Annotated in this window: 16 protein-coding genes; 5 read left to right on the forward strand and 11 right to left on the reverse strand. The window is 35.6% G+C overall.

Translation table 11 applies throughout. The annotated features are described in order from the left end of the window. Positions 1 to 39: 39 nt before the first annotated feature. The 3 genes from carB (at position 40) to mgtE (ending at position 6,077) form a co-directional block, all read left to right on the forward strand. Complete coding sequence (gene carB, locus ACMHJ2_RS09365) at positions 40 to 2,892, forward strand: carbamoyl-phosphate synthase large subunit (protein WP_413512630.1); 2,853 nt, start codon at positions 40 to 42, stop codon at positions 2,890 to 2,892. A gap of 320 nt (positions 2,893 to 3,212) precedes the next feature. Continuing rightward, positions 3,213 to 4,523: a DNA recombination protein RmuC gene (gene rmuC, locus ACMHJ2_RS09370; RefSeq protein WP_413512689.1), complete on the forward strand. Its 1,311-nt coding sequence runs from the start codon at positions 3,213 to 3,215 to the stop codon at positions 4,521 to 4,523. A 240-nt stretch (positions 4,524 to 4,763) separates the two neighbouring features. Further along, on the forward strand, positions 4,764 to 6,077 hold the full coding sequence (gene mgtE / locus ACMHJ2_RS09375; RefSeq protein ID WP_413512631.1) for a magnesium transporter: 1,314 nt from the start codon (positions 4,764 to 4,766) through the stop codon (positions 6,075 to 6,077). Between the two features lie 128 nt (positions 6,078 to 6,205). Here the strand turns inward: mgtE and ACMHJ2_RS09380 are convergent, their stop codons facing one another. The 3 genes from ACMHJ2_RS09380 to ACMHJ2_RS09390 form a co-directional block, all read right to left on the reverse strand. Next, a complete protein-coding gene (locus ACMHJ2_RS09380) occupies positions 6,206 to 7,447 on the reverse strand; it encodes an MFS transporter (RefSeq protein WP_413512632.1) in 1,242 nt (413 codons plus the stop codon). A gap of 305 nt (positions 7,448 to 7,752) precedes the next feature. Continuing rightward, complete coding sequence (locus ACMHJ2_RS09385) at positions 7,753 to 7,998, reverse strand: hypothetical protein (RefSeq protein ID WP_413512633.1); 246 nt, start codon at positions 7,996 to 7,998, stop codon at positions 7,753 to 7,755. 7 nt (positions 7,999 to 8,005) lie between these two features. Further along, entirely contained in the window at positions 8,006 to 9,385 is a 1,380-nt protein-coding gene (locus ACMHJ2_RS09390; protein WP_413512634.1) for an MATE family efflux transporter, read from the reverse strand. A gap of 140 nt (positions 9,386 to 9,525) precedes the next feature. Here ACMHJ2_RS09390 and ACMHJ2_RS09395 point away from each other — a divergent pair, with 140 nt between their 5' ends. Then, complete coding sequence (locus tag ACMHJ2_RS09395) at positions 9,526 to 10,053, forward strand: hypothetical protein (protein WP_413512635.1); 528 nt, start codon at positions 9,526 to 9,528, stop codon at positions 10,051 to 10,053. A 29-nt stretch (positions 10,054 to 10,082) separates the two neighbouring features. On the opposite strand, the gene ACMHJ2_RS09400 is transcribed toward ACMHJ2_RS09395, so the two are convergent. Continuing rightward, positions 10,083 to 10,955 (reverse strand): PPK2 family polyphosphate kinase, encoded by an 873-nt coding sequence (locus ACMHJ2_RS09400; RefSeq protein ID WP_413512690.1) that lies wholly within the window; start codon positions 10,953 to 10,955, stop codon positions 10,083 to 10,085. 63 nt (positions 10,956 to 11,018) lie between these two features. Between ACMHJ2_RS09400 and ACMHJ2_RS09405 the strand changes: the two genes are divergently transcribed. After that, positions 11,019 to 11,858, forward strand: a complete 840-nt coding sequence (locus ACMHJ2_RS09405) for a DUF6929 family protein (protein WP_413512636.1) — start codon at positions 11,019 to 11,021, stop codon at positions 11,856 to 11,858. Positions 11,859 to 11,880: 22 nt separating this feature from the next. Here ACMHJ2_RS09405 and ACMHJ2_RS09410 read toward each other — a convergent pair whose 3' ends face one another. From ACMHJ2_RS09410 to ACMHJ2_RS09440, 7 genes are all read right to left on the reverse strand, one after another. Next, positions 11,881 to 13,083, reverse strand: coding sequence for an ABC transporter permease (locus ACMHJ2_RS09410; RefSeq protein WP_413512637.1), 1,203 nt, complete (start codon positions 13,081 to 13,083; stop codon positions 11,881 to 11,883). After that, positions 13,073 to 14,239, reverse strand: a complete 1,167-nt coding sequence (locus ACMHJ2_RS09415; RefSeq protein ID WP_413512638.1) for an ABC transporter permease — start codon at positions 14,237 to 14,239, stop codon at positions 13,073 to 13,075. Before ACMHJ2_RS09415 ends, ACMHJ2_RS09410 begins: the two co-directional genes overlap by 11 nt. A 12-nt stretch (positions 14,240 to 14,251) precedes the next feature. Beyond that, positions 14,252 to 15,238, reverse strand: a complete 987-nt coding sequence (locus tag ACMHJ2_RS09420) for an HlyD family secretion protein (protein WP_413512639.1) — start codon at positions 15,236 to 15,238, stop codon at positions 14,252 to 14,254. 13 nt (positions 15,239 to 15,251) lie between these two features. Further along, positions 15,252 to 16,646, reverse strand: a complete 1,395-nt coding sequence (locus tag ACMHJ2_RS09425) for a TolC family protein (RefSeq protein ID WP_413512640.1) — start codon at positions 16,644 to 16,646, stop codon at positions 15,252 to 15,254. Between the two features lie 267 nt (positions 16,647 to 16,913). Next, entirely contained in the window at positions 16,914 to 18,545 is a 1,632-nt protein-coding gene (locus ACMHJ2_RS09430) for an ABC-F family ATP-binding cassette domain-containing protein (protein WP_413512641.1), read from the reverse strand. A 170-nt stretch (positions 18,546 to 18,715) separates the two neighbouring features. Further along, the gene (gene trpB / locus ACMHJ2_RS09435; protein ID WP_413512642.1) at positions 18,716 to 19,897 is read right to left on the reverse strand and encodes a tryptophan synthase subunit beta; all 1,182 of its coding nucleotides are present in this window, start codon (positions 19,895 to 19,897) and stop codon (positions 18,716 to 18,718) included. 289 nt (positions 19,898 to 20,186) lie between these two features. Then, positions 20,187 to 20,837 (reverse strand): peptidoglycan-binding protein LysM, encoded by a 651-nt coding sequence (locus tag ACMHJ2_RS09440; protein ID WP_413512643.1) that lies wholly within the window; start codon positions 20,835 to 20,837, stop codon positions 20,187 to 20,189. Positions 20,838 to 20,920: the final 83 nt, after the last annotated feature.

Here is a 20,920-nt window from a genome sequence, read left to right on the forward strand (position 1 = left end):
TTTTTTTTAAAAAAAGTAATAAATAAACAACACAAGAAAATGCCTAAAGACACTTCTATCAAGACCGTTTTAATTATTGGTTCAGGACCAATTATCATCGGACAAGCTTGCGAATTTGATTACGCAGGTTCACAATCAGCAAGATCATTACGAGAAGAGGGAATTAAAGTTATCTTAATCAACTCTAACCCCGCAACAATTATGACCGACCCTTCTATGGCGGATCATATTTATCTAAAGCCATTAACTGCACGTTCAATTATTGAAATTTTAGTTGCTCATCCAGAAATTGATGCTGTACTACCAACTATGGGAGGTCAAACGGCATTAAACTTATGTTTGGAATGTGATGAAAAGGGAATTTGGTCTGACTTTGGTGTTCGTTTAATTGGTGTAGATATTAATGCTATTAATATCACAGAAGACCGCGAGCAATTTAAACAATTATTAGAGCGAATTGATGTGCCTGCAGCTCCTGCAAGAACAGCAACTTCTTACCTTCAAGGAAAAGAAATTGCGCAAGAATTCGGATTTCCTTTAGTAATTCGCCCATCTTTCACCCTTGGCGGTACAGGTGCTGCTTTTGTTCACCATGCGGAAGATTTTGACGATTTATTAACCAGAGGTCTTGAAGCATCTCCTATCCATGAAGTTTTGATTGATAAAGCTTTATTAGGTTGGAAAGAATATGAATTAGAATTGTTACGCGATAAAAACGACAATGTCGTAATTATCTGTACCATTGAGAATATGGATCCTATGGGAATTCATACTGGAGATAGTATTACCGTTGCTCCTGCTATGACTTTATCTGATAGAACCTTCCAAAGAATGCGCGATTTATCAATCAAGATGATGCGTAGTATTGGAAATTTCTCTGGAGGTTGTAATGTACAGTTCGCTGTTTCACCAGATGAAAAAGAAGATATTGTTGCTATTGAAATTAACCCACGTGTTTCTCGTTCATCTGCCTTAGCTTCAAAAGCAACGGGATATCCAATCGCTAAGATTGCTACAAAATTAGCGCTAGGTTATACTTTAGATGAATTACAAAACCAAATTACCAAATCTACTTCTGCTTTATTTGAGCCTACTTTAGATTATGTAATTGTAAAAATCCCACGTTGGAACTTTGATAAATTCGAAGGAGCGGATAGAACCTTAGGACTACAAATGAAATCGGTAGGTGAAGTAATGGGAATTGGACGTTCTTTCCAAGAGGCCTTACACAAAGCGACACAGTCTTTAGAGATTAAACGCAATGGTTTAGGTGCTGATGGAAAAGGGTACACAAATTATGACCAAATCATCGACAAACTAACTCATGCGAGTTGGGATCGTGTTTTCGTTATTTACGATGCAATTCAACATGGAATTCCATTGAGTAGAATTCACGAGATTACTAAAATAGATATGTGGTTCTTAAAACAATATGAAGAATTATATCTATTAGAAAAAGAAATTTCAACCTATACAATCGAAACTTTACCTAAAGATTTGTTACTTGAAGCGAAACAAAAAGGATTTGCAGATAGACAAATCGCTCATATGTTGAAAACACTAGAGAGTAAAGTTCACGATTTAAGAGATACCATGGATATTCAACGTGTATTCAAATTAGTGGATACTTGTGCGGCTGAATTCTCTGCAAAAACCCCGTACTACTACTCTACGTTCGAAGCTGAAATTGAAAAAGCAGATGGAACAAGATATGTATCTAACGAAAGTGTGGTTACTGATAAGAAAAAAGTAATCGTTTTAGGTTCAGGTCCAAACCGCATTGGGCAAGGAATTGAATTTGATTATTCATGTGTACACGGTGTATTAGCAGCTGAAGAAGCTGGCTATGAAACCATCATGATTAACTGTAATCCTGAAACTGTTTCGACAGATTTTGATACCGCCAACAAATTGTATTTTGAACCTGTATTCTGGGAACATATCTACGATATCATCCGCCATGAGAAACCAGAAGGTGTTATCGTTCAATTAGGAGGTCAGACTGCTTTAAAATTAGCTGAAAAATTAGATCGTCACGGAATTAAAATCTTCGGTACAAGCTTTGATGCTTTGGATTTAGCAGAAGACCGCGGACGTTTCTCTACGCTATTAGAGGAATTAAAAATTCCTTTCCCTCAATTTGGTGTAGCCAAAACAGCAGATCAAGCGTTGCAATTAGCAGACACCTTAGATTTCCCATTACTTGTTCGTCCATCGTATGTATTAGGAGGACAAGGAATGAAAATCGTTATCAATAAAAAAGAACTAGAAGAGCATGTAATTGATTTATTAAATCAAATTCCTGGAAACTCTCTTTTACTTGACCATTATTTAGATGGAGCCATTGAAGCTGAAGCAGATGCTATTTGCGATGGTGAAAATGTGTACATCATTGGAATCATGGAGCATATTGAACCTTGTGGGGTTCACTCTGGAGATAGCCATGCAATGTTACCGCCATTTAACTTAGGAGAATTTGTTTTAAATCAAATTAAAGATCATACAAGAAAGATTGCTGTTGCCTTGCAAACCGTAGGTTTAATCAACATTCAATTCGCAATTAAAGATGATACGGTTTACATTATCGAAGCTAATCCAAGAGCTTCTAGAACAGTTCCTTTTATTGCAAAAGCGTATGGAGAACCTTATGTAAACTATGCAACGAAAGTAATGTTAGGACACAATAAAGTCACTGACTTTACCTTCAATCCACAATTAAAGGGATATGCTATCAAAACACCTGTATTCTCTTTTAATAAGTTTAGAAATGTAAATAAAGCTTTAGGCCCAGAGATGAAATCAACAGGAGAAAGCATCTTATTTATTGACAACTTAAGAGATGATCAGTTCTATGAAATCTATTCACGTAGAAAAATGTACTTGAGTAAATAAATATACAACAGAGGGTGTCCCAAAAGGGCACCCTCTGTTTTTTGATTTTAAGAGAAAGGACTCCTTTAAAGCTTAAACTTAGTTCTAGAAGAACAAGAAATAAGTCCAAAAGTTGCGGATTACATAAAAAAACCAACAGAGTATGCTTCCTCTATGGTACAAAAGGTTATATGTTATGGGTTGACGATTTGACATCCTCACTCTTATCTCTTTACTTTTTCACTCATTAAACACAACTTTTTGCTACAAATAAGCACAACTTAAATACAGCAGAACCGCACAATATTCTCTATTTTTGCCCCCTAATCTAATGCTCTATGATGCTGCAAGAAATTATCCTAGGACTATTAGTCCTTACTATTTTAATCCTCGTTTTTCTCCTTGGAAAAAAAACATCTAAATCAGCACCCACAACTGTTGATTCCTTACAACTATTGGCAGAAAAAGAGTTTCTAACGCAACAAAATAAACAGTTACAAGCAGATAAACAAAAGCTCGAAGAACAAACTGAAATCCTACGACAGGACAATCAAGAATTGATAGCGCGGATTTCGATTCGCGAAACGGAATTACTCAACTTCAAAGAAAAACTGGAGCTACAGCAAAAACAAACAGTAGAGTTACAGGAAAAATTCGCTATTCAATTTGAAAATCTAGCCAATAAAATACTCGAGGAAAAAAGCGATAAGTTTACACAATTGAACAAAGCACAAATGGAAACTATCCTAACACCTCTCCAAGAAAAAATTGGTCAGTTTGAACAAAAAGTAGAACAAACCCACAAGGAGAGTATTGATCATCATGCAGCTTTGCGACAACAAATTTTTGGCTTACAACAAGTACACGCCAAAATGAGTGAAGAAACGCTTAATCTAACCAAAGCATTAAAAGGAGATAATAAGATACAAGGGAATTGGGGTGAAATGATTTTAGAAAGTGTATTAGAAAAATCGGGGTTAGAAAAAGATCGAGAATACAAAACGCAACAGAGCTATACGAGTGATAACGGCAATCGCTTACAACCTGACGTCGTTATCTATTTACCTGATAATCGACACTTAGTTGTTGATTCTAAAGTATCCTTAGTCGCGTATGAGCAATATATCAATACGACTGAAAAACAGGAACAAAATAAATTCTTACAAGAACATATCCTATCCATTAAAAGACATATCGAAAATCTATCCGATAAAAACTACCATGAATTATACAAAGGAACAAGTCCAGATTTTGTCTTGTTATTTATTCCCATTGAAACGGCATTTTCGACTGCCATAAATACAGATCCTGCCTTATACAACAAAGCCTTTGAAAAAAATATAGTCATTGTAACCCCTTCTACCCTACTAGCAACTTTACGAACGGTAGAAACCATTTGGAGACAGCAAAAACAACAAGAAAATGCCTATGAAATTGCCCGTCAAGCAGGGCTATTGCACGATAAATTTGTTGGATTAATCAACGACTTAACCAAAATAGGTAAGAAACTAGAAGAGACGCGCAATGAATACGACAGTGCTTTTAATAAATTAAGCTTAGGAAAAGGCAACTTACTTACCTCGGTACAAAAATTAAAAGATATGGGTGCAAAAACCAAAAAAAGCCTAGATCCCGATTTACTTCAAGACTAATATTTTCTATCCCTTGTTCTTTTTATTGAACAAGGGATTTTTGTTTTATCATTTTTTTATAATTCCTGGTATAAATAATTTCCTTTTTACAAGTATAGTCTTTAGATAACGTAATTTATGACTTAATTTGATTACTTTTATTATTAGAATATGATTATAAATTTTAATTTACTATATCTAAACTGTACTTTTGCGCTTGACTTGAAAAAATGATTATCAAACACTTTATAAATTCTAACTATGTTTTTTAAAGATATGCACCCAGCCGACATTGCTGAAGCTATTTCAGAAATGAAAAGGAAAGAAAGAAACCTTCATTTTCTAAAGCTTTCTCCCGAGCTGAAGGTCGAAGTGTTTTCATTTTTAGATATCAATATTCAAGAGGAAATTGTACGTAGTATGACCCGAGAAGATTATGCAGAAGTGCTCAATAATCTTGAACCAGATGATAGAACTGAATTATTAGAAAACTTTCCCGATGAATTAATCAAGTATTCAATTAATTTATTAAACGATACCGAAAAACAAATTGCTTTAAATTTAATCGGCTATAAAGAGGATAGTATTGCGCGTTTAATGACGCCCCTTTATATTCAAACGAAGGCAAATAAAACAGTAAAACAGGTTTTTCAACACATTAAAAAATATGGTAAAAAGGCGGAAACCTTAAATTATATTTATGTGATTGATGATAGTAATGTTTTAATTGACGACTTACAAATAGGCCAATTGTTATTGGCAGATGAAGATACCTTAATAGCAGATCTTATCGATCATAACTTTGTGTCACTGGTTACAACCACTCCCATGGAAGATGCCTTTGATATTTTTGAAAAGTACGACCGCTCGGCTATGCCTATTATTACCGAAAAAGGAGTACTGGTTGGCATTGTAACCTTTGATGATATCTTAGATAAAATTAAAGAACGCGATACGGAAGATATTCAAAAATTCGGGGGGATGGAAGAACTAGATCTCTCCTATACGCATACACCTCTATTTGAATTAGTAAAAAAACGTGCCGGATGGCTTGTTGTGCTATTCTTAGGAGAGATGTTAACTGCTTCTGCCATGAGTTATTATGATCAAGAGATTGAAAAAGCCGTTGTATTAGCGTTGTTTGTTCCTCTTATTATTTCCAGTGGAGGTAACTCGGGCTCACAAGCGGCTTCCTTAATTATTCGTGCCATGGCATTGGGCGAATTAAAACTAAGCGATTGGTGGTACGTAATGCGCAAAGAAATTGCCTCAGGATTAATGTTGGGGGGAATTTTAGGATTTATCGGTTTTGTGCGTATCTTTATTTGGCAAGAAGCAGGAATCTATGATTATGGTGAATTTTGGCTTTATGTAGGTTTAAGTGTTTCTGTCTCTCTTGTATTTATTGTACTATGGGGAACTTTATCGGGATCCATTATTCCTTTTGTCCTAAAAAGATTCGGCATGGACCCAGCAACGGCCTCAGCGCCATTTGTAGCCACTTTAGTCGACGTTTCTGGTCTAATCATCTACTTCACAATTGCTGCTCTATTCCTTTCAGGAAAGCTATTATAAACTACTTAAGATATACAATAAAAAAATCCGACACGTTATACGCATCGGATTTTTTCATACAGGTAGTAAAACAAAGAATTCAGTCCCTTTATCGGTACACTTTGTTTAAATCATCCTATATTATAGATTTATTCCTCTCTAAATTTCACTTTTTTCATATTGGGTAATAAACAAGCAATAATACCTAGTAAAGGCAAATAAGCACATACACTATAGATATATTCAATAGACGTATGATCCGCCCACCAGCCTAAAAGAGCAGAGCCCAATCCTCCCATACCAAAGGCAAATCCATAAAACAAGCCTGATACCATACCAATTTTTTTAGGCAATAATTCTTGGGCATAAACCAAAATAGAAGGAAAAGCAGAAGATATAATAAAACCAATCACAACAATTAAAATTCCCGTCCAAGCTAAACCTACATGGGGCAAAAGCAACGTAAAAGGTGCAGCCCCTAATACCGAAAACCAAATAATGTATTTTCGTCCAACTTTATCTCCAAGAAAACCACCAATCAAAGTACCCATGGCAACGGCAATTAGAAAATAAAATAAATAAACTTGCGCCTGTACTTCTGTAATACCAAACTTATCCCTTGTATAAAATTGGAAATAGCTTGAAATACTTGCTACATAAAAATACTTTGAAAAAATCAATAACAATAAAACCACGATAGCACTATTCACGCTCAAGGAAGATAATTCTGGAATTAATATTTTCTTTTTCTGTTTAGTTGCGGCGTGACGTAAAACTCCCTTGTACCACGTACCAATAAAGTAATAGACAAACTGAGATATAATAGCCACTACAACAAACCACAGCAAGTGTTGTTGACCTTTTGGCAATACAATCCAGGCAACCAAAAGAGGAGCTAAAGCAGTACCAGTATTTCCTCCTATTTGAAAGATAGACTGGGCTAAACTTCGTTTTCCTCCAGAAGCAATATACGAAACCCGAGAGGATTCGGGATGAAAAATAGAAGACCCAATTCCGATACAAGTTACCGCTACTAATACCCAAACATAAGTAGGGGCAAAAGCAAGCAAAATAACACCTAAGGTTGTACACAACATCCCGTAAATTTGCGAATAAGGTTGTGGTTTTTTATCTGTATAATTTCCTACTAAAGGTTGTAAAATCGAAGAGGACATTTGATAAAAGAAAGTAATCAAACCAATTTGTGCAAAATTCAACTGATAATTTTCTTTCAGTAAAGGATAGGTTGCAGGCACAATGGCTTGTAATAAATCATTGCATAAATGTCCAAAACTTATAGCCAATAAGATAGGATATACCGTTTGATGTGAGAGCGTTTGTTTACTCACTTTTTCTAGCACTTTGTGCTGAATACTTGCAATTTTGTTCATACCATAAATTTGAAGTGCACAAAGGTAGATAATTTTTATCCGCCTCCTCTTTTAGCTTACCTGAATTAAAACACCAAAAAAGAAGTATTTTTTTACTAGAAATGGTTCGAATTAAGAACCAAAAAGTACCGATTATTTCTTTTAATTCAAGTTTTAAATACAAACAACAACAGTTCAATAATCTTGTGAATTTAAAAAAAGGAGAATCGAATTATTTTTTTTCTTTAAAACAAAAAAAAAGCTGCAAAAGAAGAGCGTATCTCTTTTACAGCTGTTTATTTACTGGTCAAATTGTACAAAAAAAATTAGTCTTCTAATTCTTCTCCTGCAACATATCGTTCCATTTCTCTTTCGTAGAACTCACCCGCTTTTACGACTAAAGCTTCCATTTCAGCTTCAACCTCTGCCTCTTCTGATTCTTCGATTGTTTCTAAAAACTCAATTTCATCCGTATTTAAGTTGATGATAAAACGAGGAAATTCTAAATGTATAATAAAGATATCATCTAAATGATCTGTATTATCTGCTAAAACAAACTTTGGTAATTCCATTCTATATTTAATTTAAATTATTCTTAATCAATCGATTTGATATGTGACGAAAACGGGCATAAAGCAAGATAGCTGCTGTTGTTAACCCAGCTAAGAGTCCAATCCAAATACCCGGCGTACCGATAGTTGTGTAGAGGCTCAAATAGATAGACATTGGAAAACCTACTAACCAATACGATATAAAAGTAATAATCATCGGTACATTCACATCTTGTAATCCACGGAGTGCACCTAAAGTAACTACTTGTAAACAATCTGAAATTTGAAAAATTGCCGCAACTAATAACAACTGCCCAGCAATGCGAATTACTTCTTCATTCATTACTGCATTTACTACATCTTTACTGTCTAAAAATAGCAGTGGAATATAGTTGTGAAGCGCAACGAATAAAAGAGCAAAAACGATATAAATCAATAAGGCCATCAACATAATTGATCGCGCCACCGTTTTCAAATAGGCATAATTTTTTAACCCCATTTGATTACCTACTCGAATTGTTGCGGCAACCCCAAGCCCACTTGCAAACATAAAGGTCATAGATGACATGCTTAAGGCAATCTGATTAGCAGCTTGAGAAACCGTTCCTAACATACCTGAAAGCCAAACGGCTCCCACAAAAAGGGCTACTTCAAAAAAACTCATCAACCCTGTAGGGATGCCGATTTTTGTTATTTGATTCAACATCGACTTTTTTATTTCAGAAAAACGCAAATGAGTCATATAAGGTTTGAACAGTACCTGTTTTTTCAAGGCAAAGTGCATATAAATAATCATTACAACTCGAGAAATAAGTGTTCCATAAGCCGCCCCTAACATGCCCATTGTGGGGAAAAACCACACACCATAAATTAATAAATAATTAAAAAGTAAATTTACTACATTACAAATTATCGTGGCATACATGGCGTTTTTTGTTTGGGATTTTCCATCCGCAAACTGCTTGTACCCTTGATACATGACCAAAGGGATTATCGATAAAGCAACAATATCCAAAAAAGGTTTAGCCAATACGGTAACCTCTTCAGGTTGTCCCATATACCTCAAAAAAGGTTTAGCTAAAAATATAAGTAAAAAGAGAAAGACCCCAACAACTGTACAAAGAAAAAGTCCATTGACAAAGGTTGACCTGCTTCCATCCAAATCATTTGCGGCGTCACTCCTTGCTACTAAGGGTGTTAGTGCTGTAGAAAATCCAACGCCTAAAGAAATGGCAATAAACACAAAACTATTAGCTAAAGAAGCAGCTGCCAATTCCGTCGGACCAATTTTTCCAACCATAATATTATCGATTACTCCAACTACTGTATGTCCAAGCATGGCAAGGATAATTGGGTAAGCCAATTGGATATTATATCTAAATTCTTTGATATATATAGAAAGGTTCATTCTCCTAATTTTTTTGCAAATATACTCACTAGAAAATGAAAGGATACTTCAGAAAAAATAAATTCTTTAAAAAAGAATCCTAATACAACGGCAAACTATTTGCTTTCCTTATCGCAAACAATACTAAAAACACATCGCTTATGAGAAAATCAAAAAAAACAATTGCTGTATTCCTTTTGGCAATTGGTGTATTATCTATGTCCTCTTCCTATGCCCAAAAGGAAACAAAACCTTATTATCCTAAAGGATTCAGAATTGGGTTTGGTCTAAATGGAGGTATCTCAACAAATTCTGATTACGATGCTGTATTTGGAGCTGATGCAAGGTTACAATATGATTTAAGCAAAGAAACATCCTTAACCTTAACCAGTGGTTATACGCATTTAAAAGAAAAACACGACCAAGATTTAGGTTTAATTCCAGTAAAAGCAGGATTTAAACATTTTATGACCAAAAATTTCTATGTCATGGGAGAAGCAGGCGCTGGATTTGGTACCCATAAAGAGTCGGGTAATACATTTATTTGGTCTCCCTCAATTGGCTATGCAAATAAATATATTGATTTGAGTTTCAGGTATGAACGTTATAACGATTATCACGTAGACCAAATCGGATTACGCGCAGCCTATGGTTTTAGCTTAAAAAACTACAAAAAGAAAACAAAATAAAGTAGGGTTTTATAAAACCCTACTTTATTTTACTCCTGAAGCAATCGCTCTTTGTATTTAGACAAATTATCTTTGATACCATCTGGTAATTCAGGTAAACCGACATCCGTTAATCGCGCAGTAACCTCTAGTAATATACTAGCAAAAATATACCTACACATGGCTTTATCATCTGCGGGGATAACATACCATGGGCAAGTTTCAGTTGACGTTTTTTCAATAGTCTCTTCATAATACGCTTGATATTCATCCCAAAACTCTCGCTCGCGAACATCTTCTGGTGCAAATTTCCAATGGTGTTTTTCCTTACTTAATCGCCTTAAAATACGGCGCTTTTGTTCCTCTTTGCCTAAATGCAAGAAAAATTTTAAAACAATCACCCCATTATTGCTCACATGCTGTTCAAAATTGGCTATTTCCTTGTAGCGTTTCTCCCAAAAAGAAGCATCAATATCACTTGCTGATTTAATTTGTGGCAGTCGTTCTTGTAAAACAATTTCTGGATGTACTCTAGACACTAATACATTTTCATAATGCGTGCGATTAAAAACAGTAAATTTTCCTTTTTCAGGTAAAGCCACATAGTGCCTCCATAAGTAATCATGTTCTAATTCCGTGGAGGTAGGTTTTTTAAAACTCTGCACCACGACCCCTCTTGCATTAATTGATTTAAATACCTCGCGAATCAAACTATCTTTACCTGCAGCATCCATACCTTGTATACAAATTAAAAAACTGTATCGATTATGGGCATACATCAATTCTTGAAACTTACCTAAATGTCTACTTATTTCTTCCAATTTTCGTATCGCTTTTTTAGGACTCATCTCAAAATCAGGTAAAGTGCTCAAGTCTTTTAATTTAACTTTCCCTGATACTTTGTATTTATTTTCAAAACTCACCATGGATATCATTTTTTAAGTACGCATTATGTATTAAATTTATAAAATTCAATTCAGGTAACCATGAAAAAATTAACTTTAGAATTTCTTTATCATATAATTGGCTTAAGCGCTGCTTCTGGGTTGTATTATTCGGAAGATAAATTGCATCTTATTGCTGATGATAGTACGTACTTATACCACTATGATATTTCATCGAAACAGCTGCATAAAACAGCAATTCAAGAAGACTATATAGGTAAAGAACAAATAGCCAAAGCAGAAAAACCCGATTTAGAATCAATGACTTTTGATGGTATTAATTACTATCTATTTGGTTCAGGGTCTAAGCCCAACCGAACGAGCCTATATGAAGTTCATCAATTGACCAATGAACCTGTTAGTACCCAAAGTTTGGATTTATTGTATGAATCCATGCAAGCCTTTGCTCATTTGGATAAGGCAGATTTTAATATTGAAGGTGTTATTTTTGATAGTGAAACTTGGTATTTTTTCAATCGCGGAAATGGTCCTAAACAGCAAAATGGTGTATTTGTCGTAACGGGAGAAAGTATTATAGACAACTTTAGAATTACCTATACCCCTATTAAATTACCTAAATTAGATCAAGTACAAACGGGTTTTACAGATGCTGTTCTAGTAGACAAAGACATCTACTTTATAGCCACTGCGGAAGATTCTAGTTCAACGTATGCCGATGGTGAAATCAAAGGTTCAATTATAGGAAAACTCAATACCAAAAAGATGAAGGTTGAGCAAACGAAAACCATTAGTACCGATCAGAAATTTGAGGGAATTACAATCTATAAAAACACCAAAAAAGAAGTCTCTTTTTTCTTGTGTACAGATCCTGACAATCCTGAATTACCGACTTCAATCTATCAATTAACCATAAAAAAATAGGATCGTAATGATCCTATTTTTTTTATATTTCTTGGGGTACTGTTTCTTTTCTTCTCAAACGCCAATTGGTCCATACCGCTAGCATAAAATAGAATAAACAAACCACCCACATTTGCATAAACAAATCCTTAACATCGTGTAAAGAGGCGCCAAATTGAGTTAAGGCAACAAATCCTTTCGTTCCAATTGTTGAGGGCACAAAGAAGGAAATCACCTTAATTGCAGTTGGGAAAGCCGTTGTTGGCCAGGATAATCCAGTTAACAACAACGTTGGAATAGAGAAAAGTGTAATGGTCATAATAGAATCTTCTCTATGTTTAAATAAATTGGCCAAGGTCATCCCTAAAAAGGTAACGGCTAATAAGAAAGGAATCAAAAACAGCGTCACTTCACCTATATTTCCGCGTTGTGGAAATGTAAATACATGCATGACAACACCAACAACAATCCACATCATAACCATAGAGAGCAACAAATAAGCTAAGCTTCTACCTATAGTCAAAAAGAAATTTGAAAATCGCCCTGTTGCATAAGCAAAGGTTTCGGCAAATCTTCTTTTTTCTCGTAACGTTCCGGCTAAAATCCCCATACCATTGAGTTGTAGGGTCTGAATAGCTATTAAAAAAACAGCGGGCATTAAAAAGGTTGCATAGCCCCCATTGATATTAAATAAGGGTTTAGCGGTTACCTCAAAAGGGCGTCGGATTGCAACTGCTTGTTTCATCGGAACTCCGCCTGCCATAATTTTATTAACCTCAACTTGTCCTCCTAGTGTTCCGGCTGTCACCATTACGGCTCCCAGTGTTTGCTTATAATATAACATATAAGACGCATCGCAAAAGGCTTCAATCGTAGGTACTTGTCCTTTTTGTAAGTCTCTGCCAAAATCTTCAGGAATCACAACAATTCCCTTTACTTTTTCTTGATAAAAAGCTTCATAGGCCATATCCATACTTGCGGTACGTAAATCAATGCGCAATTGAGGAGTTGCATCCATCATTCGATCGATTTGATAACTCATCTTCGATTGATCTTGATTGACTAAAGCAATAGGGAGTTCCGTAATCACTTCTTTGGAATAGACATAAGAATACACAAATGCGACTAGCAGTACGCATACGATATAAGTGATCACAATAGCGGAGTCTTTAAAAATCATTTTAATTTCTCGCTTGCACGACTCAATAATCAAAGCCCAATTTTCTACAAATCCTTTAAGCATCATAGCCTCCCTTCTGTAATTTTTTATAATAAAAAGGCATGGCAATTACCCCTAAGCAAATAAATAGGGCAAAAGCGATTAAATAACTAAGCTGTTCCGTGTTAAATGAAATACCTCGAATTCCATAATTTACAACGAATCGCATATACGAATGAAAAGGAAACAAATAGTTTACCCCTCGTACAAAGCCACTCATTCCTTCTGGAGGAAATGTATAACCTGCAAATGAAAAGGCTACTGCTGCATAAGCTCCACCAATAGTCAAAGCAATTCTCAAACTATTCATCACCGAAGCTAAAAAGAAGGCCATACTCTGACAAACGAAAACAAACAAAATAAAAAACACGTTTAAAACGAAAAAACTCCCTTTTAGAGGCATGCTCAATTTATAAAACACATAGCTATTCATATAAAACCCCAAGAGAATAAATATGAGTGTATAGGGTAATATCTTAGCGGTGGTCAGTACCCAAACCTTATTATTTGCTCGTTCTAAAAGCTCTTTGCCTTTTCTGTATTTTAAATCTACGCCAAATACGTAAATAGACACAACCATCATAATAATTTGCAAAGCCATCGGCATAAAAGCCAAACCTAAATAATACTCATAACTTGTATAAGGATTAAAAAGTACATGTTCTTCTACATGAATAGGAGACACTGATGCCAATGCTTGCTGAGGCGTTAGTCCTCCTTGTTCTAAGGTGATTGTTCGAACACCAGCGGCTAAATAACCTGCTGCTGTTTGAAAATCACGCTGAATTAAACCTGCGGGTAATAAATACTGCCCATTGTAATAACAAGTTACATTGGTTTTCACTCCTTTTTGAACGTTTTTCTGAAAATCCTTAGGAATAATAATCAACGCATATGAATCTCCTCTTCGCACTGTCTTTTGTCCTTCTAATTCATCATTTACCTCATAAACAATTTCCATAGCTGAACTAGCATCTATAAAGCTGGCTAGTTTACGTGAAGTACTACTTTTATCTAAATCAAGTAGGGTTACGGGCAAATCTCGAGAAACTCCTTCTTGTAATAAAGCACCATAATATAGGAATAGCATAAGCGGAATGCCCAATATCAACACCAAGATTCTAGGTGTTGTAAGCATTCGTTTCAACTCTTCTTTAAATAGGGATAAAAAACCTTTACTCACGTTATTTGTATTTTATTTCAAACTACTATCTTCTACTAAAGCGCTCATTCCAGGTCTTAATCCCTCTATTTTTTGCGTTGGATAGGCTTTAATTAAAAAGGTTTTCATATCGAAATCCCCTTTTGTTTTGGTAGCACTCCAAGTAGCATAATCCCCTTGTACGGCAATATATTGTACTTCTAACTCTATTTTCTGATTGCCTAAAGCGGGAATAATCGCTTGAAACTTCGTATTCATTTTGAACTTACTCATCAAATCTTCGCGTATATTAAAGTTTACCCATACGTCGTTCATATCCACCAAATTGACAATCGGATACCCCGAATTAACAATTTCCCCTTTATTGGGCATAATGGTATATACTTCTCCATTTTGCGGTGCTTTTACAGTACCTTCTCCTTTGTAAATCAGTACTTCCTCTACCGCACCTTTCGCTTGATGTACAACGGCTAATGCAGCTGCTTTATCTTCGATTCTAGCACCACTTTTCGCCATTTCATAGGTGGCATTGGCGGCTTTCTCAACTTCTTGTGCAGCAATAAACTTGGCATATGCTTCATCTTTTTGCTGTGCTGGAATCACCTTTTCTCTGTATAAATTCTCAATTCTAGCATAGGTTTTTTGTGCAAAATCTGCTCCTGCTTTTGCTTGTTGCCACATGTTATAGGCCGCTTGAATTTCTTCTTTACGCGCTCCCTTATTTGCTTTGTTATCTTGCGCTTGCGCAGCCGCCTTTAAAGCTTCTACTTGTTGCAATTTTGCATCAATTTCGGGTGTACTTATCTGAACTAAAACTTGTCCTGCTTGTACCTTATCACCTTCTTTTACCAAAATATCATCTATTCTTCCTGGAATTTTAGAGGATACATTAATTTGCGTCGCATCAACTTGTCCTTGAATATAGCTCTCTTTAGGTGCACTTATATACCATACGGATACAGCAAAAACCACTACAACCACAACAATTCCGACAATAGCACTTATAACTTTATTTTTCATCTTAAACTCAATATTATTTTGCAAATTGGACAAACTCATTACTTAAACCGGTGTATTCAAACAAAGAAGCTAAATTCGCTACATAATTAAAATGGGCTTGTAGTTTTTTTAATTTTACTCCTGATAAATTTAATTCTGCATCTACAACTTCTGTTGAGGTTGCAAACCCTTCTACAAATGCTTTATTACGCACTCTTAGATATTCAGTAGCCATTACTTCTTGCGTAGTTAAATTTGCAATTTGCTCTTGTTGTTTTTCAATATCTTGATATAATTTAGCAATCAGCATTTTAATATCGGATTGTGCCTTAGCTTCGAAAAGCTCAACACTTTCTTTGGTTGCTTTTGCAGCTCTAATTTCATTTCTGTTTTTAAATCCTTCAAACAACGTATAAGTAACCCCAACACCAACCGTCCATGGTTTGTTGTTATCATATAAAACATCTAAGCCGCTAATTGGATTGTTATGTGCTAGAATCGTTTGACCAAAAGCAACTACCGTTGGGTAATTTGCTGCTTGTTTTGCTTTGACTCCTTGCTCTGCCAATTCTTTTTGTAGAGCCACTTTTTGTAAAGCAGGATAGTAATCCAATGCTGATCGCTGATAATACTCGACATTTTCCATTTGCGAAAGCACAAAAAAATCACTGCTTAACTCATCCGTTACCGTCTCTACTTCCATAGTATTGGCTAAAGCCAAACGCGCTAAAGAAGAATCTTTTTTTGCCGCATCAAATTCACGACTCGCATCCGAAACTGCAACATCTGCTGCCATTCGTTGTACAGGAGCTATCATGCCATTTTCTTCCAATTTCAAAGCATCGTGTAGATGTTTCTCCATACCGGTTAGAACTTCCTTACGCACCACCAAAGCTTGCTCAGCGAGTTTAACCGTGTAATAGCGAACCACGAGTTCCGATATTAATTTGTGCTTGGTTTCCTCCAAGTCTTTTTCTCCAATTTTACTTTTTAATTTCCCTGCTTTCACAGCGGCATTGATCTTTCCTCCTGTAAATATGGGCCAAGTAGCCATAAAACCACCAAAAGCCATATCTCTTTTATTGAAATCAACAGACCAATTACCCAATACTTCTGAATTAGGTAAATGAACAAAATCTCCAACTTTATTTCGAAGCCCATTAAAATCTAAACCTAAGGAACGATCCATATAGATTCCCATTCCAAAAGCTTTTACAGATGGCGAGCGCAAGCCTTTCATCGCTTTCCATTCATATTGGTGCACTTCCTCTTGTTTTTCTACTGCTTTAATCAAGCTATTCTCTTCGTTCATCACGCGCATAGCATCTGAAAAAGATAAACTTTGACCATAACTAGTATTCGAAATAGAAAAACAGAATAAAGTACCCCCTACAAGCAGAAAAAAACGTTTCAAGTTTATTCTTTTCATTAACTTAATGTTGTTAATTACACATAAATGCTTCAATAAATATACAACCTTTTTCACTTTGTGAAGCACTATTTTCAATCGTTTTACAAATATAATACTATCTCTTGACAGTAAAGAAAAAAGCGGCCTACTTTCGATCGCCAACTGCTTTGTGTTTTTGTTTTTTTACAACCTAAAAAAAAACTCCTTCTCTCAAAGACCAAGCAAAACATATGCCAAGAAGTCTTCGAAGAGAAGGAGTCTTTAAAAAATCAAATAAACGATTGTTTATTTTTCTATATCGCGTAAACTTTCCATTTTCTTATAAGCCAAGAAACCTTTGATATCTTCAAAATGCTCTTTGACGCGTTTATTGCCAAATTCAAATACTTTTTCTGCTAATCCATCTAAGAAATCACGATCGTGAGATACTAGAATAACGGTTCCTTCAAAATCCTTCAAAGCTGCTTTAATAATATCTTTTGTTTTCATATCTAGGTGGTTGGTAGGCTCATCCAGAATTAGCAGGTTATAAGGTTCTAATAACAATTTAACCATCGCTAATCTTGTTTTCTCTCCTCCAGAAAGCACTTTTACTTTCTTTTGAATATCATCCCCAGAGAACATAAATGCACCTAACAAATTTTTAATTTGCGTGCGAATATCTCCTTCAGCAATGCGGTCTACCGTTTCGAATATGGTCAAATCACCATCTAATAAAGACGCTTGATTTTGTGCGAAATAACCTACTTGAATATTGTGACCTAATTCAATAGTTCCTGTGTAGTCAATTTCCTTCATCAAGGCTTTGATCATGGTTGATTTACCTTCTCCATTTTTTCCTACAAAAGCGACTCTCTGTCCTCTTTCTACAACCATATTAGCCTCTTTGAAAACGATGTGCTCCCCATAGGTTTTTCCCATTTCTGAAACAGTAACAGGATATTGACCCGAACGAGGGGCTGGTGGAAATTTTAAACGAAGAGCCGAATTATCCACCTCGTCCACTTCAATAATATCTAATTTCTCCAACATTTTTACACGGGATTGCACTTGCAGCGTTTTGGAATATGTTCCTTTAAAACGCTCAATAAACTCTGTGGTTTCAGCAATCATCTTTCGTTGTTCTTCGTAGGCTTTCATTTGATGTGCACGACGATCTTGACGCAAGACTAGATAGTCCGAATACTTTGCTTTGTAATCGTAGATTTTACCCATAGTCACCTCAATGGTACGATTAGTGATCGCATCCACAAAGGCGCGGTCATGGGAAATGACCATTACGGCTTTCGCTTGTGTTAATAAGAAGTCTTCTAACCATTGAATACTCTCAATATCCATGTGGTTCGTTGGCTCATCCAATAAGATTAAATCCGGCTTCAGCAATAAGATTTTTGCTAATTCTATGCGCATTCTCCATCCTCCACTAAATTCTGAAGTTGGACGAGTAAAATCTTCACGAGCAAATCCCAAGCCTTTCAATACTTTTTCTACTTCAGCTTCATAGTTTACTTCTTCGATTGAGTAAAATTTCTCGCTCAATTCCGATACACGCTCAATCAACTTCATATAGGCATCACTTTCATAATCGGTGCGCACCGTTAATTCTTCATTGATTTTCTCAATTTCATTTTTCATTGAAAAAATCTGAGTGAAAGCTTTGGATGTCTCATCAAATAAAGTACAATCATCCGCAGTTAATAAATGCTGTGGTAAATAGGCAATCACCGCTTCTTTTGGAGCAGCGACAGAACCTGAAGTAGGTTTATTCTCTCCTGCAACAATTTTAAGCAACGTAGATTTACCTGCCCCGTTTTTTCCCATTAAAGCAATCTTGTCATTTTCATTAATAGAAAAACTTACGCCACTGAAAAGCGTTGTACTACCAAATTGGACAGCAACATCATTAACTGTTATCATAGTGTATTTTTATTTAAACCGGTGCAAATATAATATTTGTTTATTTGGTATGGAGATATTTTTACTAAGGAAGATTTTGAAAAGAAATAAGCGTACAAACTGTTACTTTTTATACCTTAATATACATCAAAAAAAAAGCCCGCTTTTTTGCGGGCTTTTTCATGAAAAAACTACAACTGAAAATAGTTTGTATAATTCTGTAAATCCTTATCCCCCCTACCGGAAAGGTTTACAACTATGATATCAGTTGGCAAAAACTTTTTATGTTTCAATACAGCTAAAGCATGTGAGCTCTCTATGGCGGGAATAATTCCTTCTAATTTACACAAGGCTAAACCCGCTTCCATTGCCTCTGCATCTTTAATGGCAAAGAATTCAGCGCGTTCTTCTTGCTTCATCAAGGCCAATAAAGGACCAAAACCAGGGTAATCTAGCCCTGCAGAAATAGAATACGCCTCTCGTGGTTCTCCCGACTCCTCTTGCATGAATAGGGTTTTACTTCCGTGAAGTACGCCAGGCTTACCTATAAAGGACGTAGCGGCTGTTTGGTTTGTTTCTACTCCCAAACCGCCACCTTCTGCAACAAGAAGTTTTACGCTTTCATCTTCTAAGAACGAGTAGAAAGCCCCCGTTGCATTACTCCCACCACCAACACTTGCGATAACATAATTAGGTTTATCCACGCCTTCCTTTTCTAGTAATTGTTTTTTAATTTCTTTAGAAATAACGGATTGAAAACGCCCTACCATATCCGGATAAGGATGTGGTCCAACAACTGAGCCTATTAAATAATAAGTATCCGTTGGGTTTTCAATCCAATACAACAAAGCCTCATCTACCGCTTCTTTCAAAGTTTGTGTTCCACTTTGTGCTGCACGAACTTCTGCGCCAAGCATTTTCATACGCGCCACATTGGGCGCTTGACGTTCAATATCTGTTGCACCCATAAAAACAATACATTCCAAACCCGCTAAAGCACAAACGGTTGCTGTTGCTACGCCGTGTTGTCCTGCCCCTGTTTCGGCAATAATTTTCTTTTTTCCTAGGCGCTTAGCCAGTAAAACCTGACCAATGGTATTATTGATTTTATGTGCTCCCGTGTGACATAAATCTTCCCGTTTAAGATATACTTTGGTTTGATACAATGCAGAAAGACGCTCTGCATGATACAAAGGGGTAGGCCTACCTACATAATCCGCTAAGAGTTTTTGATAGGCTGCCTGAAAATCGGCCTCTTCTATTATCTCTAAATACTTGGCTTGTAATTCTTCTACAATAGGTTGCAATTGAGGGGGAATAAAAGCACCTCCAAAATCGCCATAAAATCCTTCTTTGTTTACTTGATACTTCATCTGATATATGCTAAATTAATTTGTTTTTTCATTTTTGGGCATAAAAAAAGGGCTTGTCATGATGACAAGCCCTTATATATGCATAGGAATAAAACTAGTTTTCCTTATATTTTTCTTTATACATACCAATAGGAGGACCGCTCACGACGTCTTGACGTAAGTTGCTCCACCACCAATTATTTGTATGTTTAAAATTCATTTCTATTCTTTTACAGCTGTAAAGGTACTATTTAATTTTTCTCTACCAAATAAAAAAAGCCTAGCAGTAAAAACTACTAGGCTTTATTGTTTACAACAGGACTAATGCATTTTTTTCTGGATCAATCTCTGAAACATCAAACCCACTAAATTTTTTCAAGTAGGTTTTAATTGACGTTCCAAATCCATCTCTAAATGAATTAGCTCCGTTACTTTTTAAATACTTTCTCACAGATCCTGCTCCACCTAAATGGGCAGCTGCTAAAATTCCTGATTCTGTAATTTTGATCCCATCGATTCTTCGACCGTCGAACGTTTTTATTTCGTTTCTTAGAATCCATTTGTTTTTAGCTACCAAGGCATCAAATGCTTTTTCTTGTAATAGCGGATCATTTAAAAACTCATCCGAATCAAAAATTCCTATTGATCGTAGAGCTAACCTTCCAAATTGGTATTTTCCAATGTAACCAAAAGAGTTGACAATTCGATACAAACCATTAGACTCTCTTGCGGCTAAAGCTTGTTTAAACCCAATATAGGTTTTCCCTGTAAATGGTATCACTGCTACTATTTCTGTTTTCTTTTCTTCCGTTATATTTTCATCTGGAAATTGATAAGACAACTCTTTTTCGGGAAGTATTTTATACTGTTCCAAAAGTATGACTTCATACTTTTTGAAACCCGAAAATACGCCACCTAATAGCAGTAAGAAACCAATAATAAAAGAACATTTTTTCCTCATTAAAATTAATTTCTCAAGCCCTGTCACCACTTGAAATTTCTATCTGCAAATTTACCTTCTTTTTTAAAAATGCCTATTTTTTA

This window comes from Myroides odoratus (assembly GCF_965118575.1).
Taxonomy (GTDB): Bacteria; Bacteroidota; Bacteroidia; order Flavobacteriales; family Flavobacteriaceae; genus Flavobacterium; species Flavobacterium odoratum_B.